Source organism: Larsenimonas rhizosphaerae, assembly GCF_023700005.1.
GTDB lineage: Bacteria > Pseudomonadota > Gammaproteobacteria > Pseudomonadales > Halomonadaceae > Larsenimonas > Larsenimonas rhizosphaerae.
Genome location: NZ_JAMLJK010000001.1, coordinates 2,130,044 through 2,142,176 on the forward strand (window position 1 = coordinate 2,130,044; position 12,133 = coordinate 2,142,176).

Annotated in this window: 12 protein-coding genes; 2 read left to right on the forward strand and 10 right to left on the reverse strand. The window is 58.2% G+C overall.

All coding sequences use genetic code 11. The annotated features are described in order from the left end of the window. Positions 1–13: 13 nt before the first annotated feature. Positions 14–1,498, reverse strand: a complete 1,485-nt coding sequence (gene trpE / locus NAT21_RS09760) for an anthranilate synthase component I (protein ID WP_250937838.1) — start codon at positions 1,496–1,498, stop codon at positions 14–16. A gap of 193 nt (positions 1,499–1,691) precedes the next feature. Continuing rightward, entirely contained in the window at positions 1,692–2,369 is a 678-nt protein-coding gene (locus NAT21_RS09765; RefSeq protein ID WP_250937839.1) for a phosphoglycolate phosphatase, read from the reverse strand. Positions 2,370–2,560: 191 nt separating this feature from the next. On the opposite strand from NAT21_RS09765, the gene NAT21_RS09770 reads away from it, so the two are divergent. Then, complete coding sequence (locus NAT21_RS09770; protein WP_250937840.1) at positions 2,561–3,859, forward strand: NAD(P)/FAD-dependent oxidoreductase; 1,299 nt, start codon at positions 2,561–2,563, stop codon at positions 3,857–3,859. Here the strand turns inward: NAT21_RS09770 and NAT21_RS09775 are convergent, their stop codons facing one another. The 4 genes from NAT21_RS09775 to NAT21_RS09790 form a co-directional block, all read right to left on the reverse strand. Then, positions 3,860–4,753, reverse strand: a complete 894-nt coding sequence (locus NAT21_RS09775) for a ketopantoate reductase family protein (RefSeq protein ID WP_250937841.1) — start codon at positions 4,751–4,753, stop codon at positions 3,860–3,862. It lies immediately after the preceding gene. Between the two features lie 158 nt (positions 4,754–4,911). After that, the gene (locus NAT21_RS09780; RefSeq protein WP_250937843.1) at positions 4,912–5,238 is read right to left on the reverse strand and encodes a GIY-YIG nuclease family protein; all 327 of its coding nucleotides are present in this window, start codon (positions 5,236–5,238) and stop codon (positions 4,912–4,914) included. Continuing rightward, a complete protein-coding gene (rpe, locus tag NAT21_RS09785) occupies positions 5,222–5,908 on the reverse strand; it encodes a ribulose-phosphate 3-epimerase (protein ID WP_250937846.1) in 687 nt (228 codons plus the stop codon). The genes NAT21_RS09780 and rpe overlap by 17 nt, the downstream gene beginning before the upstream one ends. A 111-nt stretch (positions 5,909–6,019) precedes the next feature. Further along, positions 6,020–6,214, reverse strand: a complete 195-nt coding sequence (locus NAT21_RS09790; RefSeq protein WP_250937849.1) for a hypothetical protein — start codon at positions 6,212–6,214, stop codon at positions 6,020–6,022. A 154-nt stretch (positions 6,215–6,368) separates the two neighbouring features. Here NAT21_RS09790 and ggt point away from each other — a divergent pair, with 154 nt between their 5' ends. Next, on the forward strand, positions 6,369–8,111 hold the full coding sequence (ggt, locus tag NAT21_RS09795) for a gamma-glutamyltransferase (protein ID WP_434084393.1): 1,743 nt from the start codon (positions 6,369–6,371) through the stop codon (positions 8,109–8,111). Between the two features lie 49 nt (positions 8,112–8,160). Here the strand turns inward: ggt and NAT21_RS09800 are convergent, their stop codons facing one another. The 4 genes from NAT21_RS09800 to NAT21_RS09815 form a co-directional block, all read right to left on the reverse strand. Continuing rightward, positions 8,161–9,147 (reverse strand): asparaginase, encoded by a 987-nt coding sequence (locus tag NAT21_RS09800; RefSeq protein ID WP_250937851.1) that lies wholly within the window; start codon positions 9,145–9,147, stop codon positions 8,161–8,163. Positions 9,148–9,160: 13 nt separating this feature from the next. After that, the gene (gene aspA, locus NAT21_RS09805) at positions 9,161–10,579 is read right to left on the reverse strand and encodes an aspartate ammonia-lyase (RefSeq protein ID WP_250937854.1); all 1,419 of its coding nucleotides are present in this window, start codon (positions 10,577–10,579) and stop codon (positions 9,161–9,163) included. A gap of 107 nt (positions 10,580–10,686) precedes the next feature. Next, positions 10,687–11,346, reverse strand: a complete 660-nt coding sequence (locus tag NAT21_RS09810; RefSeq protein WP_250937856.1) for a class I SAM-dependent methyltransferase — start codon at positions 11,344–11,346, stop codon at positions 10,687–10,689. Positions 11,347–11,382: 36 nt separating this feature from the next. Beyond that, positions 11,383–11,994 carry a TIGR04211 family SH3 domain-containing protein gene (locus NAT21_RS09815; protein ID WP_250937858.1) on the reverse strand — a complete coding sequence of 204 codons (612 nt, stop codon included), beginning with the start codon at positions 11,992–11,994 and terminating at the stop codon, positions 11,383–11,385. Between the last annotated feature and the right edge of the window lie 139 nt (positions 11,995–12,133).

A 12,133-nucleotide genomic window follows, 5' to 3' on the forward strand; every position in this document is an offset into this window, starting at 1 on the left:
GGGCCTTATAAGATCAGTCCAGATTATCGAGCCCTTTTTCAGCCATTGCGACCGCCTTGAACATGGCACGCCGCTTATTGAGGGTTTCCTGCCATTCGTCGTCCGGGTCGGAATCGGCCACGATGCCACCGCCCGCCTGCACGTGCAGTTCACCCCGCTTGATGACGGCAGTACGGATGGCAATCGACATGTCCATGTTGCCGGACCAGGACAGATACCCTACCGCCCCCGAATAGATCCCCCGCTTGACCGGCTCGATTTCGTCAATGACCTCCAGCGCCCGGATCTTGGGCGCGCCGGACAGGGTGCCTGCCGGGAAGGTGGCTCGCAGAACATCCATCGGCCCGAGCGACGGCTTTATGCGCCCCACCACATTGGACACGATATGCATTACATGCGAATACCGCTCGATGCTCATGTTATCGGTCAACTCGACGGTTCCCGGCTGACTGATCCGGCCAACATCGTTACGGCCCAGATCGATCAGCATCAAGTGCTCGGCACGCTCCTTCGGATCGGCCAGCAGTTCAGCTTCAAGGGCCAGGTCTTCTTCCGCGGTGGCGCCACGATGACGCGTTCCGGCAATGGGGCGAAGCGTAATCTCGTCACCCTCGAGCCGCGCCAGGATCTCGGGCGATGCGCCCACGACGTGGTGGTCGTCCAGGTTGAAGAAAAACATGTAGGGGGACGGGTTCAGGTAACGCAGCGCCCGGTACAAATCCAGCGGCGGAGCCGAAAAGGGAATCGACATGCGCTGGGAAGGTACACACTGCATGACATCGCCGGCCAGGGTGTATTCCTTGATGCGACGAACGGCGTCCTTGTAGCCCTCTTCCGAGAAGCTCGCAAAGAAATCATTCTCGCCAATGTCGTCGCGACCGGAGCCCGGACTGGATGCCGACAACATGGTGGCCCGCAGTTGGGCTTCCAGCACATCAAGACGCTGATAAGCGCCGCGCAGGGCCTCCTCTCGAGATGGATCCGCATGCACAACCAGTGTCAGCTGGCCTGAAAGGTTGTCGAATACCACGACTTCCTCGGCCACCATCAGCAGAATATCCGGTACATCGATGGGGTCCGGCTTCTCGACGCCCTGCAGGCGTGGTTCGATATAACGAATGGTGTCGTAACCGAAGTACCCGACCAGACCACCGGTAAAGCGCAACGTATCTTCTTCCGGCACCTTGAATCGCTGCCGGTACTGATCGATCCAGGCCAGCGGGTCCGTTACCTGTGTAGCACCGGCATCCTCACCATCCATGAAATGACGGATGGTAAAGCCACGAACTTCAATTCGCTCGCGGCACGGCAGCCCGATAATAGAGTAGCGGCCCCACTTTTCACCCCCCTGTACGGATTCGAGCAAAAAGCTCCATGGCGCGTTGGCCAGCTTGAGATAGGTAGACAGCGGCGTATCAAGGTCGGCCAGAATACGGCGTGAAACAGGAATACGGGTATAACCGGCATCAGCCAGTTCATTAAAGCGTTCAGGTGTCATGGGGGGGTCTCGGCAAGCGCGTCAGGCGCATGAATAACAGGAAGCGAAGGCCCGGGAATCAGGCCGGAAACAGGGCGCTCGTTATCCTCGCCAGCCCGCCGCATTGCATCTGCAGGCGTCCGGCGTTTCGAATATGGGCATGGCAATATCCTGATCTTCATTGAAAAAAGGCCCCGGCGCGGGGAAATTTACCCTAAACGAGTTCAATCAGTGATTCAACAATCACATCCGGGCCGGCGTCAGCGATCGGCTGGCCGTGATTATAGCCATAGGGCACGCCCAGTGTACGGCACCCTGCTGACTGCCCGGCACGAACGTCATGCACTGAATCCCCGACCATCAGGGTCTGACCCGGCCGTGCCCCGACCTGCTCCATCACATGTAAAAGCGGTAGCGGATCGGGCTTTTTGTGAAGCAGGGAGTCTCCCCCGATCAACAGGGTAAAGTAGCCGCCCAGCTGCAGCCCTTCGAGCAGCGGCGCAATGAAGCGCGATGGCTTGTTGGTCACCAGCACCTGCGTCAGGTTACGAGCCTTCTGGGCAGCAAGGCACTCATGTACCCCCGGATAGACCCGGGTAGCACGGCAGGCGTAACGGCCATAATGATGCAGAAACCGCTCATGGAGTGCATCGACCAGCGCCTTGTCCGGTGGTGCCATCAACCCTTGATCACTGGCCGCCCCCAACGCACGCTCGACCAGTACCAGCGATCCGTTGCCAACCCACTGACGCACGGCCTCTTCCCGGGGGACCGGCAGGTGGCGTTCGCTCATGGTCTCCTGAAGCGCAAACGTCAGATCCGGGACAGAATCGATCAGCGTGCCGTCCAGGTCATAGGCAATCAACGTAATGCCCTCCAGTACCTCGTGCATGTGCTACTCCCCTGTCTGTATGTTCATGTCCTGGCTGATTGTGCCATCAGCCTGCTTCGGTATGTCATGGCGCCATCAGTAAGAGTATTCTTGGAACTCCATTTTTTCCATTGCTGACAGCAACTTGAATTCACAAGGGCTAATTGAAGCAGGGTAAGGTACTCCCTCGAGGCCCCTGACAGGAAAACATCATGAATGCTCCTCGTATTGTAATTGTAGGCGGCGGTGCCGGCGGCCTTGAGCTGGTCACACGTCTGGGCAAGAAACTTGGCAAGAAAAAGAAAGCCGATATCGTGCTGGTCGACCGGGACCAGACGCACGTCTGGAAACCATTACTGCACGAAGTGGCTACCGGAAAACTGGACTCCGGGCTTGATGAAGTGTCCTATCAGGGCCACTCCCGCCACAATGGCTATCGGTTTCAGCGTGGCACCATGACCGGCCTTGATCGTGAAGCCCGCCGCATCCATCTGGCCGCCATCGCAGATGAAGACGGCCATGAAATCCTGCCACAGCGTACGCTGGATTATGACTACCTGGTACTTTCCCTGGGCAGCGTCTCGAACGATTTCGGCACCCCCGGTGTCAGCGACAACTGCTACTTTCTGGACAGTACCCTGCAGGCCGAACAGTTTCGCAAGGCGCTGCTGAACACGTTCCTGCGCCATAATCATCAAAACGATGACCAACAGACACCACTTACGCTGGCCATCGTGGGGGCCGGGGCAACCGGCGTGGAACTCTCGGCCGAACTGCTTGATGCCACCGACATGCTCAACAGCTATGGCGTCACCCGCGTGGACCGGCACAAGCTCAAGATTCATTTGATTGAAGCTGCCCCACGCGTGCTGCCGGCCCTGCCCGAGCGCATAAGCCAGCCAGTGCATCGTCAGCTTGACCGACTCGGCGTTCAGCTGCACGTGGATACCCGGGTAACCCAGGCCGATGAACATGGTTTTGAAACCGGAGACGGCAAGCGCATCGAGGCAGACCTTTCCGTCTGGGCAGCAGGAGTCAGGGCCCCGGCCTTTCTATCCGAGCTGGGGCTGAGTACCCGACCGAATCATCAGGTGCTGGTACATCAGAATATGCAAAGCGTGGATGACGCCAACATCTTTGCCTTTGGTGACTGCGCAGCCTGCCCCCAGCCAGGAGACAAGTTTGTTCCACCTCGAGCCCAGGCGGCCCATCAGCAGGCCAACCTGCTGTTCAGGAACATCCTGGCCGCAATGGAGAACAAGCCCCTCAAGGACTTCAACTATCGGGATCTTGGCTCATTGATATCACTGGCTCATTTCGATGCTGTCGGCAATCTGATGCGCAGCTCTTCTTCCAGGGGCCTGTTCGTGGAAGGGAAACTGGCGAAACTGTTTTATGTCTCGCTTTATCGCATGCACCAGCGCGCAGTGCACGGCACGGCCAGAGCCGGCCTGACCATGCTGGTTGATGCCCTCAACAGCTGGATTCGACCGCGCATGAAACTGCACTGATCAAGGTACCTCAATCGCCTTGGTCAACGTATAAAGCGTCGTATTGACGGGGGTGGGCACCTGATGCTCACGCCCTTTTTGCATGATGAACCCATTGAATTCCTCGATTTCAGTCACCCGCCCTCGCGCAATATCCTGCGCCGTGGAGGAATACTGTTCAGGCATGGTGCGTACAATATGCAGAATATCGTCCCTTAGCCCCGGGTCGATGGCCACCTCACAGGCGGCTGCCACGGCAGCGCACTCATAGAACAGGGCGTCCATCACATCCATCATCGACGGCACCTGCATCAACTCGCCATAGGATTTTTGCGCCACGGCAGATAACGCATTCAGCACACAGTTGACGATGAGCTTGCGCCAGCGCGCAGCGGTCATGTCATCGCTGTGATCCAGGGCGATCAGCTCACCAACCAGTGACGGATGCCAGGATGTGGCCCGCGCTCGCTGATCAAGACACAGGGTATGCCCCCCCCGGTGTGCCACGATACCGGCCGCCTTCATCCCGATGGCTGCGTAAACAAGTACCGGCCATACTTGATGATCAGGTAACCGGTTCGCCAGATGGTCTGCACTGGTCAGGCCATTTTGAAGAGCCAGTACCGGCACGCCGTGATGGGTATACGTCCTGATTGCCTCGGCCGCCTGAACGACCTGATCGGCTTTCACGCAGCACAGCACCAACCCGGCGTCCGCCAGAGCCGAACTGTCTGTAGTAGCCTTCACGGCATGAATGAAGCGGGTGCGCTCTCCTTCATGAATACCAAGCCCCTGTGACGTGATGGCCTCAGCGTGCGCCGGCCGGGTAATCAAGATAACGGACTGTCCCTGCTCGGCCAGCAGTCCGCCAAAAAAACAGCCCACGGCACCTGCTCCCAGTACTGCAATCTTCATCCGCCCTCCCGTCTGTTTCTTCAAAAAAAACGCCACTCGGGATATCCCGTGTGGCGTCCTCATCAAGTACTCTACGGCACTTTATCTACTTTTGGCGCTACGCGATTCAGGCACGCAGCGCAGGGCAGATAATACCATGCAGGTCGACGATCGTCAGCTCATCTGCCGGCATCATGCCCGGTTTCAGCTTCCCTTTCAGGGCTCAGGGCCTGGTCGTTGAGCCGCTCCGCCAGCCACGCTCGCTTGGCACTGGGAGACAGTTTCTTGATCCGGACTTCAAGCCTGAGCGCCTCGCCCTGGCTGCCAACCACTTCCTGATATGCCAGCGTCAACGGCCCCTTTCCGCGTAATGATCTTGCACCGCGTCCGCTGACGTGCTGCCGAAATCGACGTGCAACATCAGTACTGATACCGGTATACAGGGCACCACGGCCTGTCCACAGCATGTAAAGATGCCAGACCGGTTGCTCAGTTTCGGCGTGCATTGCGCTTCAGTGTATCGATCACGCTGTCGTAACCGTGGGGGTCTTCATCACGACGATGCTTGAAGATGGCAGAACCGGCCACGAAGGTATCCGCTCCGGCCGCCGCGATATCGGCAATGTTGTCGGCCTTGACGCCACCATCAACCTCAAGCCAGATATCACGGCCACTTTCATCGATGCGTCGGCGGGCATCGCGAATCTTGTCCAGTGTCCCCGGTATGAAGGACTGGCCACCAAAGCCTGGATTGACACTCATCAGCAGCACCATATCAACCTTGTCCATCACGTAATCCAGCCAGTGCAAGGGAGTGGCCGGATTGAACACCAGACCCGCTTTGGCACCACCATCACGAATCAGTTGCAGGGAACGGTCGATGTGCTCACTGGCCTCGGGGTGGAAGGTAATCATGTTGGCACCCGCATCCAGAAAATCACCGATCAAGCGGTCAACCGGTGACACCATCAAATGCACGTCGATGAAGGCATCGATTCCGTAATGACGCAATGCATGACAAATGGGAGCGCCAAAACTCAGGTTCGGAACATAGTGATTATCCATCACATCGAAGTGGATCATGTCGGCCCCACTGGCCAGCACATCCTCGACATCCTGGCCAAGCCGCGCAAAATCGGCGGACAGAATGGATGGCGCGATACGGCATGCAGACACAGGCGTCTCCTTGCGGGTTCAAAAACGAAGATATCCAGTATAACAAAGCCGCCCCGAAGGACGGCAATGCAATAAAACGCAGATCACTGCAGGGCAGCGGGCACTTCGTGCCTATTGCTCTTCGCTTTCGTAGCGACGCTTGGCATCAAGTGCTTCGGCTTCACTTTCATGTTCACTCAATAAAAGCCCTTCTTCGGGTACCACCCCGCGCAACTCATACATGTAGACCGCTTCGCCTTCCGGCGTTTCACCGCGCTGGTCCCTGACAATTTCGGCCTTGCGAGGCCATGGTGCTTGATCCGGCATGTTTCTCGTCCTTGAAAGGGGAAGTACACCTTCGACTATAGCTGGTTTTGAGCCGGGCAAGGCCCCCCGGTGATACGAAAGTGCTACTCTGAAAATTCACCCTCGGCCCCCGGGTACGCGGGATTTCAATAACAGGACGTCAAGGAACCTGCTCATGCCAACATGGCTATCCACTTACGGCGTGCACACTGCGGCAATGGCCCTGGCATGCACATTATCCTTTCCGGCCACGGCAGCTCAGGACGATTCAGCCCCTATCATCGAAGGTGAGCGTTTTCATCCTGCTGAAGGTACTCATGGCATGGTTGCGACCAGCCATTATCTGGCCAGCCGTATCGGGCGGGATGTACTGGACAATGGTGGCAACGCGGTCGATGCCGCCGTGACAGCCGGCTTTGCTCTGGCGGTCACTCAGCCACGCTCCGGAAATATTGGTGGCGGCGGGTTCATGCTGATATCGGATGAAAAAAGCGGCCGGGTCATCGCCATCGACTACCGTGAAAAGGCACCTGGCGGTGCGTATCGCACCATGTTTCAGGATGAAGACGGCAATGTAGTGCAGGAGCGTTCCCGCTTCTCGGCCAATGCTTCCGGCGTACCTGGCACCGTGGCAGGCCTTGCAATGGCACTGGATACCTACGGCACGCTCACCCTGGCGCAGGCCCTCGCCCCGGCCATTGCCTTGGCCGAGGATGGCTTCATTGTGCCCGAGCGATTCGAAAAGGGAGTAACCGATGCGCGTGAGCGCCTCGAGAAATGGCCGTCCAGCCGCAAGGTGTTTTTCAAACCGGATGGAAGTACCTATCAGGCCGGCGAACGCTTCAAACAGCCAGAACTGGCCGCCACGCTGAAACGCATTGCCGCCCATGGGCCACAGGAATTTTATACCGGCAAAACGGCACAGTTGATCATTGATCAGATCAAACGCCACGGCGGTATCATGACACTGAAGGACCTGGCTGCCTATCAGCCGGCACTCCGGGAGCCGGCGCACGGTACCTATCGTGGATACGACATTTATTCAATGTCGCCCCCCTCTTCCGGGGGCGTGCATATCGTCGAAATCCTCAACATGCTGGAAGGGGATGACATTCACGCGCTGGGCCCCAATTCCGCCGCAACGATCCACTTGATGAGCGAAGCCATGAAACGGGCCTACGCTGACAGGTCTCAGTACCTGGGGGACAGCGACTTTGTCGATGTGCCGGTGGCTGCCCTGACATCAAAAGCCTATGCAAGCGCCCTTCGCAAGACCTTCAACATGGATCATGCCACCCCCTCCAGCGACATTGGCCCGGGGCCTGTCAGCCGTTATGAATCCAATGAAACCACGCATTTTTCCGTGGCTGATGACCAGGGGCTGGCCGTCTCAAACACCTATACCCTCAACTTCAGCTATGGATCCGGCATGGTCGTTGATGGCGCAGGGTTTCTGCTCAACAATGAAATGGATGACTTTTCATCAAAACCAGGCGTACCGAACGCCTATGGCCTGATCGGCGGCGAAGCCAATGCCATCGCCCCGAACAAGCGGATGCTGTCATCCATGTCTCCCACCATCGTCAAGCATGAAGGCAACAACTTCCTGATTACAGGCAGTCCGGGCGGTTCACGTATCATTACCACCACGCTGCAGGTGATCATGAATGTCATTGATCATGGCATGAATATTCAATCCGCCGTCAGCGCTCCACGTATTCACGATCAGTGGCTGCCGGAGGAGCTTCGCATCGAAGCCGGCATCAGCCCGGATACGATCCGACTGCTCGAACAGATGGGTCACACGGTCAAGGTGAAACCCGCCATGGGGGCGAGTCAGTCGATTGTCATCGACAATGACCATTTTTACGGAGGTGCCGATCCCCGCCGGGAAACGTCCTCGGCGCTCGGGCTTTAGGCCGGAAAGAAAACAGGCCCGTGGCACGGGGCCCCAAGGCCCCGCGCCATCACGCAGGTGACAGCTCGCCACACAGGTTTGTCTCCATCAACTGACGACGACGGGTCTCGTCAAGGGAAGACTGGTGAAGCAGGAAGTGAAGCTTTGCCAACGCCGTCTCGCGGGTCATGTCACCACCGGAGATCACGCCGGCAGCTCTCAGCTGCTGACCGGCTTCATAAATATCCAGCATGATTCCGCCTTCCAGACACTGACTGACCGCCACCAGCAATATACCCGCCTGACGGGCACGTTCGAGTGCGGCCATGAACGCGGGGTCGTCCCCGGGGCCCGTGCCGCTGCCAAAACACTCCAGCACCACTCCCCCATAGCGGCCACTATCAATCAGTGCCGTCAGGATACTGGCGTCAAATCCCGGGTAAAGCGGCACGATACCCACTTGTTGCGCCTTGTCGGGCATATCGAAGTTGAAGCGATCTGCCGGCGCAGTGGCGGGCCCACTGTCACCCGCCACTGCCTGGAAGGCATGACGGCCATGGCTACGCACCTTGCGGGTGCGCGTGGCGGGCAGCAGCGTCCCATGGAAGTAAAGCCCCACGCCAGGGGCAGCATCGGCAATCGCCTTCAGGCTACCGAAGAAGTTCTCCCAGGCATCACTGTCTGGTGCCCCAGCAGGCAACATGGCCCCGGTAATGATGACCGGCACGCTCACATCCATCAGCCAGAAGCGAAGTGCTGCTGCCGAAAAGGCCAGCGTATCGGTACCGTGAAGAATCACGACCCCGGAAGCGCCTTTTTCCACGGCCTCTCTGGTTGCCCTGGCAATACTGATCCACTGCAACGGTGTCATGTTGGCGCTGTCGATCAAGGGCGAAAGCGAAGTGAACTCCCACTCTGGCACCTCCTTCAGCGCTGGCGATTGCTGCTGGACATCCCGGGCCAGCAAATCAAGCCCGGCGGCCGGGGCCAATCCTCGCGGACCGAGCTGCATGCCGATGGTGCCGCCGGTATACAGCACATGAACGGGCTGGGTCATGATATCTCCGATGTCAGCTTCTCAGCGGTTTCAACCGCGGGGCAATCATGTTGGCAGGACGCAGGATGTCGGTCAGGGTATCGTCATCCAGCAGTTTTTCCTCTCGAACCAGTTCCAGTACGCCACGGCCGCTGGTCAGAGCTTCGCGGGCAATGCGCGTGGCGTTGTCATAGCCGATCCAGGGATTCAGGGCGGTAATCAGCCCGATCGAGTTTTCGACCAGTTCCAGGCAGCGCTCTTCATTGGCGGTGATGCCTTTGATGCAGTGCTCTTCCAGCATGGTCATGGCACGCGTCAGCAGACGTACGGAGTCAAAGGTCCGGTAGGCAATCAGCGGCTCCATGACGTTAAGCTGCAACTGGCCTCCTTCGGCTGCCATGGTCACGGCCAGATCATTGCCGATGATATCAAAGGCTACCTGATTGACAGCTTCGGGAATGACTGGATTCACCTTGCCCGGCATGATGGAACTGCCCGGCTGTCGTGGTGGAAGATTGATTTCGTTGAAGCCGGTACGTGGCCCGCTGGACAGCAGCCGAAGGTCATTACAGATCTTGGAGAGCTTGACCGCCAGCCGCTTGAGCATGCCGGAGATCAGTACAAAGGCGCCCATGTCGGAAGTGGCCTCGACAAGATCAAGCGCCGGACGCAGCGGCATGCCGCTGATTTCCGCAAGCCGGGCAACGGCAATGCGCTGATACTCGGGATCGGAATTGATACCGGTACCAATTGCGGTGCCGCCAAGATTGACCTCGACCAGCAGTTCCGGGGCCATGCGATTCAGGTGCTGAAGGTCTTCCTTCAGGGTATTGGCAAACGCATGAAATTCCTGGCCCAGTGTCATGGGCACCGCATCCTGCAGCTGGGTCCGCCCCATCTTGAGCACATGGGAGAACTCATTGCCCTTGTCAGTGAGGGCACCAGCCAGGTTATCAAGGCTGTCCAGCAGGTAGTGATGTCCCAGCAGCAGCCCCACGCGAATGGCCGTAGGATAGGCGTCGTTGGTCGACTGGGCCATATTGACGTCATTGTTGGGGTGCAGGTAGTGGTATTCACCGCGAGCGTGCCCCATCAGTTCCAGACCGATATTGGCGATGACCTCATTGGCGTTCATGTTGGTCGACGTACCGGCGCCGCCCTGAATCATGTCCACTACAAACTGATCATGAAACTCGCCATCAATGACCTTGCGGCAGGCGCCGGTAATGGCCTGATGCTTTTCATCGTTCAGGTAGCCCAGCTGATGGTTGGCATCGGCGGCGGCCTGCTTGACCATGGCCAGTGCGATCACGAATTTTGGATAATGTGACAGGGGCACGCCGGTCAGGCGAAAATTATCTACCGCCCGCAGTGTCTGTATACCGTAATAGGCATCCCCGGGAACCTCCAGACTGCCCAGTAGATCCTTCTCGCAACGAAAGGCAACGCTCATGTCAGATAACCACTCGAATTCAGGGAAAACGCCACCTTACGGTGCCCCCCTTCATTCGTCTAATGCCGGTATGCTCTGGAGTATGTCGGTCGCGTATAGCGCTGTTGTCACCGCTGCACCCTGACCTCTTCTTCCAAGGGTCCCTTGCGGACCAGCATCCAGACCGATTCGCGCTCATCTTCCGCCGGTTCGAACTCCTCAAGCAGGGTACGCTCGAAGTTGCCGTCAAACAGAGCACCCACCTCTTCAGGCGTCACATGATAAGGCGGGCCTGAAAGCTGTGTTGCGGGTGGCTTTTCAAGGGTGATCAGCAGCCCGGCTGCACCGGGAGGCAACAGCTGGGCCAGATGAAAGGCATATCGCTGGCGCCTGGCCGGCGGCAGGGCAATCAGCGCCGCCCGATCATAGAATGCCCGTGCCACATCGCTGTGCCCGCGATGAAAATGAAAGAAGTCGCCACACAGCAACTCGATACAGCCCTGGCGCAGCCCCTTGAATCCGTCACGCTGAATGCGTTCGACGCCTTCGGCACTATCGGCAGTGAATTGCTCCAGCGCCTGATAGGCCAGCTCCACACCGGTCACCGGGTGACCATGTCTTGCCAGCCAGCGCATATCCACGCTTTTACCGCACAGCGGAACCAGCACTCTGGTACGCGGAGGCAACGCCAGTGTTGCCCAGTGCTCCACAAGCCCGGGATGAGGGCGGGACTGGTTGAAACCGATCCGCCCGTTTTGCCACCTGGCCAGCCAGGCTTCATTCGCCACCAGCGTTCTCCTTCACTCAATGCGCATTCATGGATGCTAGAACCAGCGGTCGCGCTTTTTGCGCCGTCTTGGCAGGTGTGGAACGATCAACCCCAGCAGCAGGCCGGCCCCTGCCACACTGCCGCCATATACAAAATAACGCATCAGCAGGTCGTCCTTTTCACTGTCAAGGCGAGCCTTGTAGGTCCGGGACTGCGATTGCGCCTGACTCAGCTGCTTGTTGAGGCTGGCGGTGTGCTGCTCAAGTTCGGCAATGCGCTGCTGACGGGCATTGAGCAGCTCCGTCGAGCCGGCCACCTTTTTTTCCCAGGTTTCATTGATGGACGACAGGCGTGATTGCAGCTCATCGGCCCTGGCCTTGAGCGCAGGCACCTGCTCGGCCACGCTTTCCTGCTCCTGAAGATCGGCGCTCTTTATCCACACCGTATCGCCGCCCTGGCTACGAATACGACTGTAGTCTCCATCGGTCGCCAGCAGCGTGACCCTGTCGCCGGATGCCACGGTACCCACGATCCGATACTCATCCGTGGGCCCGCTGCGCACATAGGTTGATAAATGATCACTGACCCAGCGGGTCTGGTCGGCCTGAGCAACTCCTGCCACGGTGCAGGCCAGCGCACCGATCACCAAGTATTTGATTCTGGACATATTCACATCATCTTGTGGCTATGAGGATACTGCCATCCCATCGCGGCTCAGCATCCCGGTGAAACATCAGTGCGTTCCTGCGCTGTTATCAAACGCCCCAGGAACCGGCGTTTCATCCACACAATCTGTGGATAACATT

Excerpts from the sequence above, each read along its gene's own strand:
- trpE (WP_250937838.1), bottom strand. The coding sequence starts at position 1,498 with ATGACACCTGAACGCTTTAATGAACTGGCTGATGCCGGTTATACCCGT.
- NAT21_RS09765 (WP_250937839.1), bottom strand. The coding sequence starts at position 2,369 with ATGCACGAGGTACTGGAGGGCATTACGTTGATTGCCTATGACCTGGAC.
- NAT21_RS09770 (WP_250937840.1), top strand. The coding sequence starts at position 2,561 with ATGAATGCTCCTCGTATTGTAATTGTAGGCGGCGGTGCCGGCGGCCTT.
- NAT21_RS09775 (WP_250937841.1), bottom strand. The coding sequence starts at position 4,753 with ATGAAGATTGCAGTACTGGGAGCAGGTGCCGTGGGCTGTTTTTTTGGC.
- NAT21_RS09780 (WP_250937843.1), bottom strand. The coding sequence starts at position 5,238 with ATGCACGCCGAAACTGAGCAACCGGTCTGGCATCTTTACATGCTGTGG.
- NAT21_RS09790 (WP_250937849.1), bottom strand. The coding sequence starts at position 6,214 with ATGCCGGATCAAGCACCATGGCCTCGCAAGGCCGAAATTGTCAGGGAC.
- ggt (WP_434084393.1), top strand. The coding sequence starts at position 6,369 with ATGCCAACATGGCTATCCACTTACGGCGTGCACACTGCGGCAATGGCC.
- NAT21_RS09800 (WP_250937851.1), bottom strand. The coding sequence starts at position 9,147 with ATGACCCAGCCCGTTCATGTGCTGTATACCGGCGGCACCATCGGCATG.
- aspA (WP_250937854.1), bottom strand. The coding sequence starts at position 10,579 with ATGAGCGTTGCCTTTCGTTGCGAGAAGGATCTACTGGGCAGTCTGGAG.
- NAT21_RS09815 (WP_250937858.1), bottom strand. The coding sequence starts at position 11,994 with ATGTCCAGAATCAAATACTTGGTGATCGGTGCGCTGGCCTGCACCGTG.